The following is an 18,777-nucleotide window of genomic DNA, read 5'->3' on the forward strand; positions in this document are numbered from 1 at the left end:
CGGGACGGCGATGAAGAGGAGGAGGGTGAGCTGTTCGAGCGACCCCTTTTTCTCGCCGCCGAGGGTCGCGGAGGGGAGCGGTGCGTCGTCGTCGGCCGCCCGCGGGGCGTCGTCGATCACATCGGAACTCGTGGTCATGGGCGTCCCCTGTGGGGTTCGAGGATGAGGAACGGCGGGGAAGGGTGTCCGGGTGCGAACCCGGGGTCTCCCGGCTGTCCGGCGGGAATACCTACGGGTCCGTAACCTACGGCGTCGTAAGTATGTCAGCGCGTAGCCCGGCGGCAAGAGCCCGTGAGCCTGCGCGTCCGGGGGGACACCTATCCTTGGTATCGGTCGGACAGCGCGGTCCGTTCTGATTTCTTCCCGGATGCCACCTCCCTAAGCGGCACCCGCCGCGCGCGGTCGTCACCCGGGTTCCCTCCCAGACGAGCTTCGAACGAGATTCCCCACTCTTCAGACGAGCTTCACCACTGCAAGGAGCCGCACCTGTGAGCAGTGCCGACGACCAGACCACGACGACCAGCAGCGAACTGCGCGCCGACATCCGCCGCCTGGGCGACCTGCTCGGCGAGACCCTCGTACGGCAGGAGGGCCCCGAGCTCCTGGAACTGGTCGAGAAGGTCCGCCGCCTGACCCGCGAGGACGGCGAGGCCGCCGCCGAGCTGCTGCGCGGCACCGAACTGGAGACCGCCGCCAAGCTGGTCCGTGCCTTCTCGACCTACTTCCACCTCGCCAACGTCACCGAACAGGTGCACCGCGGCCGCGAACTGCGCGCCAAGCGCGCCGCCGAGGGCGGCCTCCTCGCCCGGACGGCCGACCGGCTCAAGGACGCCGACCCCGAGCACCTGCGCCAGACGGTCAAGAACCTCAACGTCCGCCCCGTCTTCACCGCCCACCCCACGGAGGCGGCCCGGCGCTCGGTCCTCAACAAGCTGCGGCGCATCGCCGCGCTCCTGGAGACCCCGGTCATCGAGGCCGACCGCCGCCGCTACGACACCCGTCTGGCCGAGAACATCGACCTCGTGTGGCAGACGGACGAACTCCGGGTCGTGCGTCCCGAGCCCGCCGACGAGGCGCGCAACGCCATCTACTACCTCGACGAGCTCCACGCGAGCGCCGTCGGCGACGTCCTGGAGGACCTCACCGCCGAACTCGAGCGCGTCGGCGTCGCCCTCCCGGACGAGACCCGCCCGCTCACCTTCGGCACCTGGATCGGCGGCGACCGCGACGGCAACCCGAACGTCACCCCGGCCGTCACCTGGGACGTCCTGATCCTCCAGCACGAGCACGGCATCAACGACGCCCTCGAACTCATCGACGAGCTCCGCGGCTTCCTGTCGAACTCCATCCGCTACACCGGCGCCACCGAGGAACTCCTGGAGTCCCTCCAGTGCGACCTGGAGCTCCTGCCGGAGATCAGCCCCCGCTACAAGCGCCTCAACGCCGAGGAGCCCTACCGCCTCAAGGCCACCTGCATCCGGCAGAAGCTGGAGAACACCAAGCTCCGCCTGGCCAAGGGCACGCCCCACGAGGACGGCCGCGACTACCTCGGCACCGCCGAACTGCTGCGCGACCTCACCCTCATCCAGACCTCGCTGCGCGAGCACCGCGGCGGCCTGTTCGCCGACGGCCGCATGAACCGCACCATCCGCACGCTCGCCGCGTTCGGCCTCCAGCTCGCCACCATGGACGTGCGCGAGCACGCGGACGCCCACCACCACGCCCTCGGCCAGCTCTTCGACCGCCTCGGCGAGGAGTCCTGGCGCTACGTGGACATGCCGCGCGACTACCGCGCCAAGCTCCTCGCCAAGGAACTGCGCTCCCGTCGCCCGCTCGCCCCGACCCCCGCGCCGCTCGACGCCGCCGGACAGAAGACCCTCGGCGTCTTCGAGACCGTCAAGAGGGCCCTGAAGGTCTTCGGGCCCGAGGTCATCGAGTCGTACATCATCTCGATGTGCCAGGGCGCCGACGACGTCTTCGCCGCCGCCGTCCTCGCCCGCGAGGCCGGACTGCTCGACCTGCACGCCGGCTGGGCCAAGATCGGCATCGTGCCCCTCCTGGAGACCACCGACGAGCTCAAGGCCGCGGACACCATCCTGGAGGACATGCTCTCCGACCCCTCGTACCGCCGTCTGGTGGCACTGCGCGGGGACGTCCAGGAGGTCATGCTCGGCTACTCCGACTCCTCCAAGTTCGGCGGCATCACCACCTCCCAGTGGGAGATCCACCGCGCCCAGCGCCGGCTGCGCGACGTCGCCCACCGCTACGGCGTGCGCCTGCGTCTCTTCCACGGCCGCGGCGGCACCGTCGGCCGCGGCGGCGGCCCCTCGCACGACGCGATCCTCGCGCAGCCCTGGGGAACCCTGGAGGGCGAGATCAAGGTGACCGAGCAGGGCGAGGTCATCTCCGACAAGTACCTCATCCCCTCCCTGGCCAGGGAGAACCTGGAACTGACGGTCGCCGCCACGCTCCAGGCGTCCGCCCTGCACACCGCGCCCCGCCAGTCCGACGAGGCCCTCGCCCGCTGGGACGCCGCGATGGACGTCGTCTCCGACGCCGCCCACGCCGCCTACCGCGAACTCGTCGAGGACCCCGACCTGCCGACGTACTTCCTCGCCTCCACGCCGGTCGACCAGCTCGCCGACCTGCACCTGGGCTCGCGGCCCTCCCGCCGCCCCGGCTCGGGCGTCTCGCTCGACGGACTGCGCGCCATCCCGTGGGTCTTCGGCTGGACCCAGTCCCGGCAGATCGTGCCCGGCTGGTTCGGCGTGGGCTCCGGCCTCAAGGCGCTGCGCGAAGCGGGCCTGGACACCGTGCTCGACGAGATGCACGAGCAGTGGCACTTCTTCCGGAACTTCATCTCGAACGTCGAGATGACCCTCGCGAAGACCGACCTGCGGATCGCCCGCCACTACGTCGACACCCTCGTCCCGGACGAGCTCAAGCACGTCTTCGACGCCATCGAGGCCGAGCACGAGCTGACCGTGCGCGAGGTGCTGCGGGTCACCGGCGGCGAGAAGCTGCTCGACACCAACCCGGTGCTCCAGCAGACCTTCGCCATCCGCGACGCCTACCTGGACCCGATCTCCTACCTCCAGGTCGCCCTCCTCAAGCGCCAGCGCGACGAGGCCGCGGCCGGCCAGGCGGCGGACCCGCTGCTCTCGCGGGCCCTGCTCCTGACGGTCAACGGTGTGGCGGCGGGCCTGCGCAACACCGGCTGACGCACCCCGGCGCACGAGAAGGCGCCCTCCGCGCTCGTACCCGTACGAGCGCGGAGGGCGCCTTCGCGCGTCCGCGGGGCCTTCGGGGCCGGCGATCCCCGTCCGCCCCGTGAAGCGCTAGAGGACCAGGATCGTGGCCGTCAGCAGGGCGATCCCCGCGCCCGCCATCACCCAGGCCGCGCGGGTCAGCCGCAGACCGCCCGCGACCACCACCGAGGCCAGCAACAGGGCTCCCGCCAGCGGGACCCAGGCGTAGAGCAGACCGGCCGGGCCGCTGCGGACGACCTCGTCGCTGCCCGGCTTCACCGTGACCGTGTACGTCCGGCCCTTCTCCACCGCCACCGACTGGTCGATGACGACACGGGAGCGTGCCCGCGAACCCGGCGACACCGGCGTGTACGGCCCCGTGCAGACGTCCCCCGAGCACGACCGCACGGTGATCGTGCCCTGCTCCCGGCCCTTGCCCAGCATCACGTGCTGGGCGGTGCCCCAGGAGGCCCAGACGCCCGCGATCAGGATGAGCCCGGTGACCACGCCCATCGCCGCGAGCTGCCCGAGACGCAGCACCGCGTACGCGCTCTGACGTGAGGTGACGGCACGCATGGCGGGGATCATTGGCCATGGCCGCGCGCTCGGTCAACCCCGGCAGGGGACAAGTCGGCAGTTGTGCGAGTACGTCCGCCACCCGGCCCCGGACCCAGCGATCCGGACCGGCCCTCAGGAGTTGTACGTGCCCTGGGCCCGCTCCAGGCCCTCGATCACCAGACACTCCACCGCGTCCGCGGCCCGGTCCACGAAGTAGTCCAGCTCCTTGCGCTCGGCGGACCCGAAGTCCTTCAGCACGAAGTCCGCGACCTGCATACGGCCCGGGGGACGCCCGATGCCGAACCGCACCCGGTGGTAGTCCGCGCCCATCGCCTTCGTCATGGACTTCAGCCCGTTGTGGCCGTTGTCGCCGCCGCCCAGCTTCAGCCGCAGCACGCCGTAGTCGATGTCGAGCTCGTCGTGGACCGTCACGATGTTCGCCGTCGGCACCTTGTAGAAGTCCCGCAGCGCGGTCACCGGACCTCCCGACAGGTTCATGTACGACATCGGCTTGGCCAGGATCACCCGGCGGTTCGCCGGACCCGGCGGGCCGATCCGCCCCTCGATCACCTGGGCCTGCGCCTTGCCCGCCCGCTTGAACTTCCCGCCGACCCGCTCCGCCAGCAGATCGGCCACCATGAAGCCCACGTTGTGCCGGTTCATGGCGTACTCGGGGCCCGGATTGCCGAGGCCCACGATCAGCCAGGGCGCATTGGCGTCGGTCGTCACGTCCGTGTCTCCCATGTGTCCTTGATACGCGGCAGCCGCCGCTCCCGGGAAGGAGCGGCGGCTGACACAGATGAAGATTCCGGGGGGATCAGGCCTCGGCGGCAGCCTCGGTCTCGCCCTCGGCGGCCGGCTCCTCGGCCTGCGCCGACAGGATCTGGATGACGACCGCGTCCTCGTCGATCGCCAGCGTGGTGCCCTTGGGGAGCTTGATGTCCTTGGCGTGGATGGAGTCGCCGGCCTCCAGGCCCTCGATGGAGACGGTGACCGACTCCGGGATGTGGGTGGCCTCGGCCTCGACCGTCAGGGTGTTCAGCACGTTCTCGACGAGGAAGCTGCCCGGGGCCAGCTCGCCCTCGGTCTGCACGAAGACCTCGACGGTGACCTTCTCGCCACGCTTCACGAGGAGCAGGTCGACGTGCTCGAGGAAGCCCTTGATGGCGTCGCGCTGGACGGCCTTCGGGATCGCCAGCTCGGACTTGCCGTCGAGGTCCAGGGAGATCAGGACGTTCGGCGTGCGCAGCGCGAGCAGCAGCTCGTGGCCCGGCAGCGTCACGTGGACCGGGTCCGTGCCGTGACCGTAGATGACACCGGGAACCTTGCCCTCGCGGCGGACGCGACGGGCGGCACCCTTGCCGAACTCGGTACGGGACTCGGCGGCGAGCTTCACCTCGGACATGTTCACTCCTCGTAGATCTTGGGGAAGAAGGTCACCCGGCCAAACCATCGGCCTGCTACGAAGAGCGCGTCGATAACGGACCGCCGCACACAAGTGCGGCCTCCCTCGCCGAGCAACTGTGACAGCTTACGGGGCGGGGAGGCCGTACAAGAAATCGATCTAGGCGACCGGCGGGAGCGAGGCCTACTGCTCCTCGAACAGGCTCGTCACCGAGCCGTCCTCGAAGACCTCACGCACCGCGTCCGCGATCGTCGGGGCGATCGACAGCACCGTGATCTTGTCGAGCTCGAGTTCGCCCGGGGTCGGCAGGGTGTCCGTGAAGATGAACTCGCTGACCTTGGAGTTCTTCAGACGGTCGGCCGCGGGGCCGGACAGCACGCCGTGCGTGGCCGTCACGATGACGTCCTCCGCGCCGTGCGCGAACAGCGCGTCGGCGGCGGCACAGATGGTGCCACCGGTGTCGATCATGTCGTCGACGAGCACGCAGACGCGGCCCTTCACGTCACCGACCACCTCGTGGACGGTGACCTGGTTGGCGACGTCCTTGTCCCGGCGCTTGTGCACGATGGCCAGCGGAGCGTCCAGACGGTCGCACCAGCGGTCGGCGACCCGCACCCGGCCGGCGTCCGGGGAGACGACGGTGAGCTTGGACTTGTCGACCTTGGCGCCCACGTAGTCGGCGAGGATCGGCAGCGCGAACAGGTGGTCCACCGGGCCGTCGAAGAAGCCCTGGATCTGGTCCGTGTGCAGGTCGACCGTCAGGATGCGGTCCGCGCCGGCCGTCTTCATCAGGTCGGCGATCAGACGCGCCGAGATCGGTTCACGTCCGCGGTGCTTCTTGTCCTGACGGGCGTAACCGTAGAAGGGCACGATCACGGTGATGCTCCGGGCGGAGGCCCGCTTCAGAGCGTCGATCATGATCAGCTGTTCCATGATCCACTTGTTGATGGGAGCCGTGTGGCTCTGCATCAGGAAGCAGTCGGCGCCGCGCGCGGACTCCTGGTAGCGGACGTAGATCTCGCCGTTCGCGAAGTCGAAGGCCTTCGTCGGGACGACCCCGACACCCAGCTTGTGGGCGACCTCCTCGGCAAGCTCGGGGTGGGCGCGGCCGGAGAAGAACATCATCTTCTTCTCGCCGGTCGTCGTCTTGATCCCGGTCACAGCACTGTCTCCTCAGAGGTCATCTCAGTGGGCGTGAGAGGTCTTCTCGGCTGGATTGCGAGAGGGCTTCTCAGCTGGGGTGCGGGTGTGCACTTATCACGGTACGCCGTTCCCGACGTGCCGTTTTCCGGTCAGCTTTCGCCTGCCGGTTCCCGGGAGGCGGTCTCCGCCGCCTTCGCGGCGGCGCTCCCGGGACGCTTGCGGGCCACCCAGCCCTCGATATTGCGCTGCTGACCGCGGGCCACGGCCAGCGAGCCGGGCGGCACGTCCTTGGTGATGACGGAGCCCGCCGCGGTGTACGCGCCGTCCCCGACCGTGACAGGAGCCACAAACATGTTGTCCGAACCCGTACGGCAGTGCGACCCGATCGTCGTGTGGTGCTTCTCCTGGCCGTCGTAGTTCACGAACACGCTCGCGGCGCCGATGTTCGAGTACTCGCCGATCGTCGCGTCGCCCACGTACGACAGGTGCGGGATCTTCGTCCCCTCGCCGATCGTCGCGTTCTTCGTCTCGACGTACGTGCCCACCTTGGCCTTCAGGCCGATCCGCGTGCCCGGACGCAGATACGCGAACGGACCCACCTTCGCCTCGGGACCCACCTCGGCGGTGTCGGCCACGGTGTTGTCGACACGGGCGCCGGAGCCCACCCGGGTGTCCTTCAGACGGCAGTTGGGGCCGACCTCGGCGCCCTCGGCCACATGGGTGGCGCCCAGGAGCTGCGTCCCGGGGTGCACGATCGCGTCCGGCTCGAAGGTGACCGTCACGTCGACCCAGGTCGTCGCGGGGTCGACGACGCTGACACCGGCCAGCATGGCCCGCGTGAGCAGCCGGTCGTTCAGGATGCGGCGCGCCTCGGCGAGCTGGACGCGGTTGTTGATGCCGGCGATCTCGCGGTGGTCGGCGGCGACGGCCGCGCCCACGCGGTGCCCGGCCTCGCGCAGGATGCCGAGGACGTCCGTCAGGTACTCCTCGCCCTGGCTGTTGTCCGTCCGCACCTTGCCGAGGGCGTCGGCGAGCAGCCGGCCGTCGAAGGCGAAGACGCCCGAGTTGATCTCGCGGATCGCGCGCTGCGAGTCGCTCGCGTCCTTGTGCTCGACGATCGCGGTGACCGCGCCGCTGGCGCCGTCCCGCACGATGCGGCCGTAGCCGGTGGCGTCGGGGACCTCGGCGGTCAGCACGGTGACGGCGTTGCCGTCGGCGCCGTGGGTCGAGGCCAGCGCGCGCAGGGTCTCGCCGCTGAGCAGGGGGGTGTCGCCGCAGACCACGACGACCGTGCCGTCCACGCCGCCGCCGAGTTCCTCGAGACCCATCCGTACCGCGTGCCCGGTGCCGTTCTGCTCGGCCTGTACCGCCGTCCGGACGTCCGGGCCGATCTCCGTGAGGTGCCCGACGACCTTCTCGCGCGCGTGCCCGACGACGACCACCAGGTTCTCGGGGTCCAGCTCGCGCGCGGCGGCCAGCACGTGACCGACGAGGGAGCGTCCGCAGATGTCGTGCAGGACCTTGGGTGTGGCCGATTTCATACGGGTGCCCTCACCCGCTGCGAGTACTACGACGGCGGCCGGGCGGATGGCGCTCACGGGGTTGCCCTTCGGCTGTGGATGGCGGGGGGTGGTCATCCGCAGGATACCGGGGCGAAACAGGAGAGATATGGGAGAGGGCCCCGAGGGCCCTGAGGGCGCTGTCAGGGACAGGATCGACCGAGGCTCCCCCGCCAGGACTCGAACCCGGACAGATGGCACCAAAAGCCACAGTGCTGCCAATTACACCACGGGGGAATAAACCCGATCGAACCGGATATTTGGTCGGCTCGTCGAGTCGGCACCCAACACTATGCCGTACCGGGCGGCCTCCGTGCGACGGTACAACTCGGCGCTTCCCGCGCGGCAGATGACGGGTGGCTCCGGCGGGCGCCGGTGGCGCTCGCGGTGGTCGGGCGTTTGCGTTCCCGCGCTCGCCGTGACGGGATCGGCCCGCGGTCCACGAGGTCCGCAGGCCGGTGATTCCGGGCGGGGTGCGGTGTAGGCCGGTCGGCGAAACTCACCGGAAATGGTTCGGGGTGCAACCGTAGGCTGGAGCCATGACCACGACGGGGGAAGAGCACACCGAGGCCGGGACCGGGCCGTGGTGGTGGGTCGGGTGGCGCAGTGCCGTGCTGGACGCGGGGCTCGCTCTGGTGTCGGCGTTCGAGTGCGGCGGCGAGGGGGTCCGCTTCGCGCACGACGCGGGACTGCCCGCCCCGGTGGGTGTCGTGTTCGGGGCGGTCTCGGGGTCCGTGCTGCTGGTGCGGCGGAAGTGGCCGATCGCCGTCGTCCTGGTGTCCATCGCGATCACGCCCGCCCAGATGGGGTTCCTGATGGGACTCGTCGGGCTCTACACGCTCGCCGCGTCCGAGCTGCCGCGGCGCATCACCGCGGCGCTGGCCGGGATGTCCTTCGTCGGCATGCTGATCGTGACGTTCGTCCGGGCGCACCAGAGCGTGGTGCGCGGGGACGTGCCGATGGGGAGCTGGCTGGTCCCGTTCGCCTCCCTCACGACGGCGATCGGGATGACCGCGCCGCCCGTGCTGCTCGGGCTGTACATGGGGGCCAGGCGGCGGCTGATGGAGAGCCTGCGGGAGCGGGCGGACTCGCTGGAGCGGGAGCTGCAACTGCTCGCGGAGCGGGCGGAGGAGCGGGCGGAGTGGGCGCGCAACGAGGAGCGCACCCGGATCGCGCGGGAGATGCACGACGTGGTCGCGCACCGGGTCTCCCTGATGGTCGTGCACGCGGCGGCGCTCCAGGCGGTCGCCCGGAAGGATCCCGAGAAGGCCGTGAAGAACGCCGCCCTGGTGGGGGACATGGGACGTCAGGCGCTCACGGAGCTGAGGGAGATGCTGGGGGTGCTCCGCACGGGGGACGGGCTGGGCGCGCGGGTGCCGTCGGTGCCGCTGGCGGCGGTGGGTGCGGCGGCGGCCGCCGCCGCGGCGGCCGCGTCGCGGGTGGTGGACGACTCCGGGGGCGGTGAGGGTCCGAGTCTGGCCGAGATCGACGAGCTGGTCGGGCAGTCGGCGGCGGCGGGGATGGTCGTGGCCCTGTCGGTCGAGGGGGACATGCGCGGGTACGCCCGTGAGATCGAGCAGACCGCCTACCGGGTGGTGCAGGAGGCGCTCACGAACGTCCACAAGCACGCGGCGGGGGCCAAGACGTACGTCCGGCTGGCGCACCGGGTGTCCGAGATCGCGATGCAGGTGGAGAACGAGTGTCCGCCGGAGGTGGGGGCGGGGTCGTCCGTGGGGCTGCCCAGTGGGGGGAACGGGTTGCTGGGGATGAAGGAGCGGGTGGCCGCTCTGGGGGGTGTGTTCGTGTCGGGGCCGACCGATGCGGGTGGGTTCCGGGTGTCGGCCGTCATCCCCGCGTAGCCCTCCGGGCGGTGCGGGTGCGGTGCCGGTGCGTCGTGGGTCGGGGCCGTGCCGGTGCATCAGCCCGTCGCCGTCGGGTGAGGCGTGGGCGTCGGTGGCGACGGGCATCGATGTACCGGCACGGCCCCTCGCGTGCGTACCCGGCTGCGGGTGCGTCGTGGTTCGGGCGTAGCCCCTCACCGGCGTGAGTTTCAGCCCCTCCGGCGTTCGAGGAGCGGGGTCCGGGGCGGAGCCCCCGGGGACGATGGGGGTCCCCCCTGGTCTGGGGGTCCCTCCCGGCCGAAGGCTGGGGGAGAAGCCGAGACCTTGGGGGAGGGTAGGGGCGGAGGGGGCGAAAAAACGGCCGGGGTCAGGTGGTCAGGCGGGTCGGGGACGCTCCGGTGAGGAGGGTGGTCAGGGCCGCGTCGATGTGGGGGCCGAGGTACCAGTCGCCGGTGTGGTCGAGGGTGTAGACGCGCCCCTCGGCGTCGATGGCGAGCAGGGCGCGGGAGTCCGTCTCCTCGCCCAGCGGGCAGACCTCGGTGTCGAGCGCGCGGCCGAGGTCGCCGAGGGTGCGGGCCATGTGCAGCCCGTGCAGGGGGTCGAGATGGAGCACGGCGGGGGCGAGCCGGCGACCGGGTCCCTTGGCGGCGACGCGCAGTCCCCCGAACTCCGCCCAGGCCTCGACCGCCGCGGGGAACACGGCGTGCCGGTGTCCGGCCGGTGACGTGTGTCCGCGCAGTTCGTCGGCCCAGTACTCGGCCTGCTTTATGTCCCAGCGTCCCGGCTGCCATCCCGCCGAGCGCAGTGCGGCGTCCACGGGGTCGGGGAAGCGTGTCGTGGGTCCTCCCGGCCCGGGCGGGGAGAAGAGACTGGGGGAGGGGCGTTCGGAGCGCATCTGCCCTTCGTTCGTAGAGGGATGGGACTCGGCGCCGTGGGGTGCCGTCATGCGTACGTGTGCGCGGAGGGGGGAGTTCAGGCGTCCGGTGCCGCCGGATCGACGATGCGTACGCCGAAGTGGCCGCTGAGCGCCGTGCAGGAGCGGCAGGGAGCGGCGAAACTGCCGTGCAGGGGGTCGCCGTCCTCGCGGATGCGGCGCGCGGTGAGTTTGGCTCCCTTGAGGGCCCTGCGCGCCTCGCCGTTGGTCATCGGCTTGCGGCCGGCGCGCTTGCTGCGTTCGGCGTCGGCGGAGGCGATCTGCCGGGAGATCAGGATGGCCTCGGCGCAGCGGCCGGTGAAGCGGTCGCGCTGCGCGTTCGTGAGGGTGTCGAGGAAGTCCTGCACCAACGGGTGAAGGGCGGGCGGCTGGTCGCCGCGGGCGGCCGTGCCGGTGAGGGTGGTACCGCGGACGGAGAGGGCGGCGGCGACGGTGGGGAGTATGCCGTCGCGGCGGTACAGCAGGACGGGAGCGTGCAGCGCCTCGGCGCTGCTCCAGCCGACCCGGGGGTCCCCGGACGTGCCCGTATGCGTCGCGTTCATGATCGTCTTTCCCTCCCGTGCATCCCCCGGTGCGGAGACAGACTGCCAAACGGCGTGGCGGGAGCGGTAGCTGGGGCGCCGCGACACGCCAGGTCTTAGGCATACCGTCACCGTGGGGTGACGGCTGGTCACGGAACCGGAGGCCCGGTGACCGGTGTCGTACAACCGAATAGGCTGTCGACATCCGCGCTCCATCCAGCTACTGAAGACGCCGCAGGGGGAAACCGCCATGACGACAGGTCGGCTCGGGCAGCAGGCCGCGCCGCCGAACGCGGCCTACGCCGGGCAGGTCGTGCACTTCCCGGACCCGGTCCGGGCGGCGCGCCATCCCAGAGGCGTGCGGATCGACGAGCGCGGCTATCCGGACTTCTCGCTCTACGCGCGTGCCGCGGCGGAGATCGCCGAGCCCCCGGAGGGTTTCGGCGTCGACGAGTTGAGGCTGACGGACTACGTCTCCGCGAACGCCGCCCTGGCCGCGTCGGGGCACGATCTGTGGGACACGATCCCCCCGGTGGCGACTCCGCACGGCTGGACGTGGCACCACGTCGCGGGTACCCGGCGGCTGGAGTTGGTGCCGGTCGAGGTGAAGGCGCTGCTGCGGCACCACGGTGGTGTCGCGACCGCGGCCGTCGACCACTCCAAGCGCGGTACGCGGCCGTTGCAGGAGACGCGGCCCGCGCACTTCGGGCTGCCGAAGTCGTCGGTCTCGGTGACCGAGCAGCAGGTGCTGGCGGTCGAGGAGGACCTCGGCTACCGGCTGCCCGGTGCCTACCGGTCGTTCCTGAAGGCCGCGGGCGGGTGCGCGCCGGTCGGTGCCGCGCTCGACGCCGAGCTCGGACTGCTGGTGGACCAGCCGTTGTTCACCGTGCGCGACGAGGCCGCGGTCAACGACCTCGTGTACGTCAACAAGTGTCTGCGCGACCATCTGACCAAGGACTACCTGGGTGTCGGGTTCGTGCAGGGCGGTCTGCTGGCCGTGAAGGTGAAGGGCGACCGGATCGGTTCGGTCTGGTTCTGCGCGTTCGACGACGCCCGTGACCAGGACGCGTGGCCGGCGGCCGAGCGGGTGCAGCGGCTGCTGCTGCCGTGCGGTGACGACTTCGACCAGTTCCTGTCCCGGCTCGCGGGCAATCCGCCGGAGCTGGAGACGGTGGCGAACCTGATGGTGGACGGCGGCTTCGCCCGTGCCGTGCCCGTCTCTTCGATGGGGGAGTGAGGCTGCGATGGTGACCTTCGCGCAGGCGCAGGAGCGCGCGGAAGAGTGGATCAACGGGGACGTCGCCGGGTACCAGCACCGCGAGGTGCGGGTGCGCGAGTTCGAACTCGGTTTCGTCGTGTGGGCGGAGGACCGTGCCGAGGGGCCGCGTTCCGACGGGGGCGCGCAGCGGCTCGTCATCGCGCGGGACAGCGGGGAGGCCACGCTGTGGCCCGCGCTGCCGGTGGGTGAGGTCATCCGCAGGTACGAGGAGGAGTACGGGGTGCCGGCCGGGGCCCCCGAACCGGCGCCGGCGCCGGCGGCCCGGGTCGACCTGAACCAGACGTCGTTCCTGTTGAGTCCTCCGGAGTGGTTGCAGGAGGCGGCGGACAGGATGGGGATCCCGGACCGGCGTGCCGGGTCGGGGTCGTCCGGCTCCGACGGGGCGGGTTCCCGTCCGGCCGCGGCCTCTTCGGCGGGCGGTTCCGGGAACGGGGCCGCCGGGGGCGGGAGTTCGCTGTCCGGTGCGCCGGGTGACCCCGGGGACCGCGGAGCCGCGGCCGCGCCGGGAGCGCACGCCGCCTCCCCGGCCGTGGCGCCGGTTCCCGGCGGGGCCACGCCGTGGCCGGCCGCCGCGACCGACGACGAGGTTCCCGGTCCGCGGGACGCGGGGCCGGCCGTGCCCGCCGACGCGACCCCGTGGGCGGGTACGGACACGAATGCCGATCCCGGGGACGACCGTTCGGTACCGCTGCCGGCGACCGTGTTCGCTCCGCCGCTGACGGACGTCGACGACTCGCGCACCCCGCCGCCCGTCGCCGCGCACGACCAGACCGCCATGATGTCCGGGGGCAGCCAGCTCCCGCGCACGACGGTGTCGCCCGTCGCCGGCGGTCCGCAGGGGACGCCGCCTCCGGGCGCGCCCGCGTACGGCTTCCCCCACGGTCCGGGCAGTGGTCCGGGTACTCCGCCGCCCGCCGCTCCGTCGAGGCCGCTGCCCCCGAACGCGGGTGACATCGCCGACGCCGCGACCAGCAAGGCGCAGCCGCCCCGGGTGGCGCGCTCCGGTGCGGGTGCCCCGCATCCGCCGGGCGCTCCGGGGGTTCCGGGCGCACGGCCGGGCAGCACGCCTCCGCCGCCCGCACCGCCCGCCCCGGGCGCGCCCGCGGGCGGCTACGTGCCGACGCAGCTCGTCTCGCAGCTCGGTCCCGACGGGCCCGAGGGGGTGCCCGGCGCACCCAAGCCGCCCGGCGCGACGCCTCCTCCGGGTGCGACGCCTCCTCCGGGCGGGGTCCACCATGCCGCGACGATGCTGGCGGGCCCCGCGGTGGGCGGCCCCGGCGCGCCGCAGCCGCCGGGTGCGCCCGGTGCTCCGGTTCCGCCGGGCGCCACGCCCGCGGGTGGGGCGCACCACGCCGCGACGATGCTGGCGGGGCCTCCGGTGGGAGGTCCCGGCGCGCCGCAGCCGCCGGGTGCGCCCGGCGCTCCCGGTGCTCCCGGGGGCACGCCTTCCGGTGAGGTGCACCACGCGCCGACCATGTTCGCCCCTCCGGCCGGGGGGCCCGGTACGCCGCCTCCCCCGGGCGCCCCCGGCATGCCGCCGGGCGCTCCTCAGCCGCTGCCCGGACAGCAGCCCGTGCCGGGGCAGCCGCCGGCGTACGGCTATCCGCAGACGGGGCAGCCGACCGTCGGTCCCGGCTACCAGGCCGTGCTGCGCTACCGGGCGCACGACGGGTCGGAGCAGCAGCTGATCCGGCGGTCCGCGCCGGGCACGCCGCACCCGGAGTGGCAGATCCTGCACGAGCTGCGCGCGATGAACGTGCCGCCGCAGCAGGTGCTGGAGCTGCACACGGAGCTGGAGTCCTGTGAGCTGCCGGGCGCCTACTGCGCGCGGATGATCAGGGAGACCTTCCCGCAGGCGCGGATCACGAGCATCGCGCCGTACGGCACGGATCACGCGAGCCGGCAGCAGGGGATGCACCAGCTCCTCGCGCACCAGGGAGAGTTGCACCAGGTGGCGGACGGGCCGGCGCGTCCGGCGCCGGTGCGGGCGCCGATCCCGCCGGTGCAGCCCGCGCCGCCGATCCCGCCGGAGGCGATCGCGCAGGAGTTGGCGGCGGCGTTCGGGCCGGGGATGTTCCGGTTCGACCAGGCCGCCGTGTCGCGGCAGGGGGTGCCGCCGATCGTGGCGCACGTCCTGGTCGTGGCGGGGCTGCCGGTCGACATGGGGCCGTTCTTCTGGGCGCAGGCCCAGCCGGGCCGTCCGGTGCCCACGCTGGCCGAACTGGCGCAGGAGCGCGGGGTGGCGGCGTCCCAGGACGCGGGCTCCTACCTCGTCATGGGCAGCGACTTCGGCAAGGCGATCTGCGTCCAGTACGGCACGGCGAACATCGTCGCCGTGCCGGTGGAGGCCGGTCCCGGGGGTGCTCCGGTGCCGCCGCAGTTCGTGAACACCGGCCTGCCCGAGTTCGCGCGCTGCCTGGCGCTGCTCGGGCGGATGTGGCGGCTGCGGTTCGGCCTCAGCCAGGAGCAGGCGGGCCGCTGGACCGTCGACTTCCAGGCCCAGCTCGCCTCGCTCGACCCGGCGGCACTGGCCTCCCCGGAGAGCTGGTGGTCGGTCCTGCTGGAGGAGATGTGGGACGGGCTGCTCTAGGGCCTGTCTGACGGTCCCGCGGAGCACGGCGGGACGAGGCAGGACGACAGCGGTACGGATGAGGCGCTCGGCCCGGTTCACGGGTCGGGCGCCTCATCCGTTTCGTCCGTTCCGGCGCCGCTGATCTCAAATGACTCGTCCGTGACCTGTCCCTGGCCGAATGGATGGGCGGAGTGTCGCGTTATGAACACTTCCGCGTGATCCATCAAGATGTGCGCGAAATCGTCTTTTCGTGTGTGTCGGGCGGAGAGGGGTCCAAGGATGAGCAGCACACCGGTGTCGCCGTACGGTTTCGTGGCCGTACGGGGACGCGGCTACCGTCCCGAACAGGTCGACGCGTACACCGCGGCGCTCTCCCGGGACCGTGACGACGCCTGGGAGCGGGCCGCCCGGCTCACCGTGCTGGCGAGGGACATGGAGGCCGAGGCGGAACGGCTGCGGGAGGCCGTGACGCGGCTCGCCCCGCAGACGTACGAGGAGCTCGGCGAGCGGGCGCGGCGGATCTTCGAACTCGGCGAGGAGGAGGCCGCGGCCCTGCTGGAGGAGGCCCGGCAGGAGGCCCGGTCGGAGGCCGAGGCGGCCGAGGCGGTGGGGCGTGACGTGCGCGGAGCCGCGCAGGCGTACGCCGAGGAGGTGCGTGACGCGGCGGAGGAGTGGGCCTTGCAGCGGCTGCTCGGCGCGCGTGCCGAGGCCGACGAGGTGCGGGTCTCCGCGCGGCGGGACGTGAAGGAGAGCCGGGGGGAGGTGCTCGCGGCGCTGCGCGAGGTGCGGGGGCGGGCGAAGGCCCTGACCGCCGGGCAGGAGGCGGAGCACGCCGCGCGGTGGGCGGAGGCCGAGCTGGCCGTCGCCGAGCGAGAGGCCGCCTTCGAGGCCGACCGGCTCGAACGCGAGGCCCGTGCCGGGGAGTCGCTCGCCCGGGCCGAACAGGTCCTCGCGGAGGCGGAGGAGTGGGACCGGCACCAGCAGGAGGACGCGGCGGCGCGCGCGGCCGGGCTGGTCGCCGAGGCCCGGGTCCATGAGGAGCGGATCGCCCGGGAGACCGACCGGGTGCTGCGGGAGCACGGGGAGCGGTGGGAGCACGTACGGGCCCACATGGACCACGTACGCAGCAGTCTCACCTCTCTCACGGGGAAGGCCCCGGCGGAGTAGCCGGGCCCCGGCGGGAAGCCCCGCTCCGCGGTGTCTCTTCGCCGCTCCGCGGCGGGTCTCCCCCGGCCCACCCGACTCGCCCGGTTCCACCGCTCGTTCGGTGCTCGCCCGCTCTCACCGGCCCCTCGGTCTCGCCCCCGCCAGGATCCATCCCTCCACCGCCTCGTACTGCCTGCGCTGTTCCTCCGCCTTGCGGCGGCCCGAGGCCACCGTCCCGATCCACCCGTAGGCGAACCCCAGCGGGATCGACACGATGCCGGTCGTGGTGAACGGGAACCAGTTGAAGTCGGCGTCCGGGAACGCGGCGGTGGGGGAGCCGGAGACGAGGTTGGTGCCGGGCATGAGGACGAGGACGGTGAGGGTGCCGCCGATGAGGGTGGCGAGCAGACCGGCCCGGGTGTAGCGGCGCCAGAAGAGGCTGTAGACGAGCGCGGGCGCGATCGCGGAGGCGCCGATGCAGAAGGAGAGGGTGACCAGGGGCTGCAGGCTGTGGTGCTGGGCGAGGGTGGACAGCAGGATGGCGGGGACCCCCACCGCCAGCGCGGAGACGCGGGCGAGGAGCATCTCGCGGCGCGGGGAGAGCTCGTCGCCCCGGCGTCGGCCGCGGAGGAGCTTGCTGTGGGCGAACACGTCGTGGGCGAGGGAGTTGGCGCAGGCCAGGATCATCCCGGCGACGGACGCGAGCAGGGTCAGGAAGATCGCTGTCGTGACGGTGGTGAACAGGAGGGTCTCGGCCGTGGAGGCGGAGGTGCCGAAGGCCGCCCGGGAGCCCAGCAGATAGGCGGTGTTGCCCTGGGGGTCGGCCGCCGCGATCGCCTCGCGGCCGATCAGGGCCGTGGCGCCGAAGCCGATGACGCTGACGATCAGGACGAACAGGGCCACGCTCGGCACCGCCCAGGACAGCGACCTGCGTACCTGGCGGGCGCTGTCGGCGGTGTACATGCGCATGGTGATGTGGGGGAGGCAGGCGCCGCCGAGGACGACCGTCAGCTCCGAGGTGATCATGTCCAGGCGGGGGCTGGCACCGCCCGCGAACTGGAGGCCGGAGCGGAGGAACGCGTCGCCCACTCCGCTGTTGCCGGCCGCGGCGGCCAGCAGGGTGCCGGGGTTCCAGTCGAAGCGGTGGAGGACGAGGACGGCGACCACCAGGCCCGAGCCGAGCAGCATCACGATCTTCAGGATCTGGATGAGGGCGGTGCCCTTCATGCCGCCGATCGCCGCGTAGCTGATCATCAGGGCGCCGAGGCCGATGACGCAGCCGGTCTTGAGGGAGTCGTTGGAGAAGCCGAGGATGAACGCCAGCAGGTCGCCCGCGCCCGCCAGTTGGACCAGCATCAGCGGCAGCAGCGCCACGATGGTGACCGCGCAGGCCGTGTTGCGGACGGCGCGGCCCGGCGTGCGGCGCGCGAGCGCGTCGCCCATGGTGAACCGTCCGGCGTTGCGCAGCGGTTCGGCCAGCAGGAACATCAGCAGCATCAGGGACAGGGCCGTGCTCAGGGCGAGGACCACGCCGTCGTAGCCGGCCAGCGCGATGACGCCGCCGGTGCCGAGCACGCTCGCGGCCGAGATGTAGTCCCCGGCGATGGCGAGGCCGTTGCGCATCGGCGAGAGCGATCCGTAGCCGGTGTAGAACTCGTCCAGGTCGTCGCGGTCCGGGCCGGTCATCACGCACAGCAGCAGGGTGGTCGTGGCGACGGCGGTGAACGCCACGAGCGACATGGTCTGCGCGGAGGTGGTGGATCCCGTCATCGTGCCGCCTCCCGTCTCGCGTCGAGTTCGCTCTGTCTGCGGATCCGGTCCGCGACCGGGTCCAGGCGCCGTCGCGCGGAGTACTCGTACACGGCGATGGCGAGGCAGGTGACGGGGACCTGGAGCAGGCCGAGCAGCAGACCGGTCGACAGTCCGCCGGACACCGTGCTCGTCATCAGCGAGGGCGCGAAGGCCGACAGGAGCAGGAAGAGGGTGAAGTAGCCGAGGGCGGTGAGGGTCGCGACGCGGCGCTGGCGGCGGTAGGCGCCGCGCAGGACCCTGATGTCGCTGTGCTGGCCGAGGGGCCGGTGGCGGGGCATCCGCCGGGGCGGGGGATCGGCCGGCCGGGGCCGGGGCTGCCAGGGGTAGGTCAGCCGGCCGGGGTCGGAGGCCGGGCCTGGGTCGGAGGCCGGGCCGGGCGGCGGGTACGCGGGGTGCCCGGGGTCCTCCGGGTGGGCCGGGTACGGCTGGTACAGGGGGGCTCGTGGTGACGGGGACGGCGGGTACGGGGACGGCGGGTACGGGCGTCGGTGCGGTTGCTGCCGGCGCGGTCCTTGGTACTCGGGGGACGAGAACGGGTCGGGCATCCCGGTTCTCCTTGCGTGGCTCGGGTCCGGGGTGGGACCGCAGGGAGCGGGGGGTGAGCAGCGCGCACGCTACTCGTAGGTAGCGGGGCCGCGCGACCGTTTCGCCGAACTGGGCGGTCGGTACGCGCTTACTTCGGTGACCTGGGGTGTTACCCGCGTTTACCTGTGGAGTTCCCCTGGAGCCGCCATGGAGGTTCTCCGGTCCTCCCGTGGG

14 protein-coding genes, 1 tRNA gene and 1 pseudogene are annotated in these 18,777 nt (G+C 72.3%); 5 read left to right on the top strand and 11 right to left on the bottom strand.

The annotated features are described in order from the left end of the window. Nucleotides 1–138 (bottom strand): annotated as a pseudogene (locus tag CW362_RS44930) (acyl-CoA desaturase); the annotation flags it as partial. A gap of 350 nt (nt 139–488) precedes the next feature. Between CW362_RS44930 and ppc the strand changes: the two are divergent. After that, nucleotides 489–3,221 (top strand): phosphoenolpyruvate carboxylase, encoded by a 2,733-nt coding sequence (gene ppc, locus CW362_RS32560; protein ID WP_103553203.1) that lies wholly within the window; start codon nt 489–491, stop codon nt 3,219–3,221. A gap of 117 nt (nt 3,222–3,338) precedes the next feature. Here the strand turns inward: ppc and CW362_RS32565 are convergent, their stop codons facing one another. From CW362_RS32565 to CW362_RS32590, 6 genes are all read right to left on the bottom strand, one after another. Further along, nucleotides 3,339–3,836, bottom strand: coding sequence for a hypothetical protein (locus tag CW362_RS32565; RefSeq protein ID WP_103553204.1), 498 nt, complete (start codon nt 3,834–3,836; stop codon nt 3,339–3,341). Nucleotides 3,837–3,938: 102 nt separating this feature from the next. Continuing rightward, on the bottom strand, nt 3,939–4,550 hold the full coding sequence (pth, locus tag CW362_RS32570) for an aminoacyl-tRNA hydrolase (RefSeq protein WP_103553205.1): 612 nt from the start codon (nt 4,548–4,550) through the stop codon (nt 3,939–3,941). 73 nt (nt 4,551–4,623) lie between these two features. Beyond that, nucleotides 4,624–5,211, bottom strand: a complete 588-nt coding sequence (locus CW362_RS32575) for a 50S ribosomal protein L25/general stress protein Ctc (protein ID WP_103553206.1) — start codon at nt 5,209–5,211, stop codon at nt 4,624–4,626. A 183-nt stretch (nt 5,212–5,394) separates the two neighbouring features. Further along, complete coding sequence (locus CW362_RS32580) at nt 5,395–6,372, bottom strand: ribose-phosphate diphosphokinase (protein WP_103553207.1); 978 nt, start codon at nt 6,370–6,372, stop codon at nt 5,395–5,397. 131 nt (nt 6,373–6,503) lie between these two features. Beyond that, nucleotides 6,504–7,952: a bifunctional UDP-N-acetylglucosamine diphosphorylase/glucosamine-1-phosphate N-acetyltransferase GlmU gene (gene glmU, locus CW362_RS32585; RefSeq protein WP_103553223.1), complete on the bottom strand. Its 1,449-nt coding sequence runs from the start codon at nt 7,950–7,952 to the stop codon at nt 6,504–6,506. Between the two features lie 126 nt (nt 7,953–8,078). Then, nucleotides 8,079–8,150, bottom strand: a tRNA-Gln gene (locus CW362_RS32590). 302 nt (nt 8,151–8,452) lie between these two features. Here CW362_RS32590 and CW362_RS32595 point away from each other — a divergent pair. Beyond that, nucleotides 8,453–9,772: a sensor histidine kinase gene (locus CW362_RS32595; RefSeq protein WP_103553208.1), complete on the top strand. Its 1,320-nt coding sequence runs from the start codon at nt 8,453–8,455 to the stop codon at nt 9,770–9,772. Between the two features lie 349 nt (nt 9,773–10,121). On the opposite strand, the gene CW362_RS32600 is transcribed toward CW362_RS32595, so the two are convergent. Together CW362_RS32600 and CW362_RS32605 are read right to left on the bottom strand one after the other, a co-directional pair. Next, entirely contained in the window at nt 10,122–10,649 is a 528-nt protein-coding gene (locus CW362_RS32600; protein WP_103553209.1) for an SUKH-3 domain-containing protein, read from the bottom strand. Nucleotides 10,650–10,726: 77 nt separating this feature from the next. Next, the gene (locus CW362_RS32605; RefSeq protein WP_103553210.1) at nt 10,727–11,230 is read right to left on the bottom strand and encodes a YwqJ-related putative deaminase; all 504 of its coding nucleotides are present in this window, start codon (nt 11,228–11,230) and stop codon (nt 10,727–10,729) included. Nucleotides 11,231–11,459: 229 nt separating this feature from the next. Between CW362_RS32605 and CW362_RS32610 the strand changes: the two genes are divergently transcribed. The 3 genes from CW362_RS32610 to CW362_RS32620 all read left to right on the top strand — a co-directional run bounded on the left by CW362_RS32610 (nt 11,460) and on the right by CW362_RS32620 (nt 16,227). Then, nucleotides 11,460–12,446, top strand: a complete 987-nt coding sequence (locus tag CW362_RS32610) for an SMI1/KNR4 family protein (protein ID WP_103553211.1) — start codon at nt 11,460–11,462, stop codon at nt 12,444–12,446. 7 nt (nt 12,447–12,453) lie between these two features. Beyond that, the gene (locus tag CW362_RS32615; protein ID WP_103553212.1) at nt 12,454–15,078 is read left to right on the top strand and encodes an SUKH-4 family immunity protein; all 2,625 of its coding nucleotides are present in this window, start codon (nt 12,454–12,456) and stop codon (nt 15,076–15,078) included. 261 nt (nt 15,079–15,339) lie between these two features. Continuing rightward, nucleotides 15,340–16,227 (top strand): cellulose-binding protein, encoded by an 888-nt coding sequence (locus CW362_RS32620; RefSeq protein WP_103553213.1) that lies wholly within the window; start codon nt 15,340–15,342, stop codon nt 16,225–16,227. Nucleotides 16,228–16,341: 114 nt separating this feature from the next. On the opposite strand, the gene CW362_RS32625 is transcribed toward CW362_RS32620, so the two are convergent. Both CW362_RS32625 and CW362_RS45735 read right to left on the bottom strand, forming a co-directional pair. After that, nucleotides 16,342–17,976, bottom strand: coding sequence for a sodium/solute symporter (locus CW362_RS32625; protein ID WP_103553214.1), 1,635 nt, complete (start codon nt 17,974–17,976; stop codon nt 16,342–16,344). After that, nucleotides 17,973–18,563 (bottom strand): DUF485 domain-containing protein, encoded by a 591-nt coding sequence (locus CW362_RS45735; protein WP_103553215.1) that lies wholly within the window; start codon nt 18,561–18,563, stop codon nt 17,973–17,975. Before CW362_RS45735 ends, CW362_RS32625 begins: the two co-directional genes overlap by 4 nt. Between the last annotated feature and the right edge of the window lie 214 nt (nt 18,564–18,777).

Origin of the sequence: Streptomyces populi (genome assembly GCF_002911015.1) — a bacterium.
GTDB classification, from domain to species: domain Bacteria; phylum Actinomycetota; class Actinomycetes; order Streptomycetales; family Streptomycetaceae; genus Streptomyces; species Streptomyces populi.

Bases quoted from the DNA above. Each gene is read 5' to 3' on its own strand.
- CW362_RS32595 (WP_103553208.1), top strand. From the start codon at position 8,453: ATGACCACGACGGGGGAAGAGCACACCGAGGCCGGGACCGGGCCGTGG.
- CW362_RS45735 (WP_103553215.1), bottom strand. From the start codon at position 18,563: ATGCCCGACCCGTTCTCGTCCCCCGAGTACCAAGGACCGCGCCGGCAG.
- pth (WP_103553205.1), bottom strand. From the start codon at position 4,550: ATGGGAGACACGGACGTGACGACCGACGCCAATGCGCCCTGGCTGATC.
- CW362_RS32575 (WP_103553206.1), bottom strand. From the start codon at position 5,211: ATGTCCGAGGTGAAGCTCGCCGCCGAGTCCCGTACCGAGTTCGGCAAG.
- CW362_RS32625 (WP_103553214.1), bottom strand. From the start codon at position 17,976: ATGACGGGATCCACCACCTCCGCGCAGACCATGTCGCTCGTGGCGTTC.
- CW362_RS32605 (WP_103553210.1), bottom strand. From the start codon at position 11,230: ATGAACGCGACGCATACGGGCACGTCCGGGGACCCCCGGGTCGGCTGG.
- CW362_RS32565 (WP_103553204.1), bottom strand. From the start codon at position 3,836: ATGATCCCCGCCATGCGTGCCGTCACCTCACGTCAGAGCGCGTACGCG.
- CW362_RS32620 (WP_103553213.1), top strand. From the start codon at position 15,340: ATGAGCAGCACACCGGTGTCGCCGTACGGTTTCGTGGCCGTACGGGGA.
- CW362_RS32600 (WP_103553209.1), bottom strand. From the start codon at position 10,649: ATGCGCTCCGAACGCCCCTCCCCCAGTCTCTTCTCCCCGCCCGGGCCG.
- CW362_RS32610 (WP_103553211.1), top strand. From the start codon at position 11,460: ATGACGACAGGTCGGCTCGGGCAGCAGGCCGCGCCGCCGAACGCGGCC.
- CW362_RS32615 (WP_103553212.1), top strand. From the start codon at position 12,454: ATGGTGACCTTCGCGCAGGCGCAGGAGCGCGCGGAAGAGTGGATCAAC.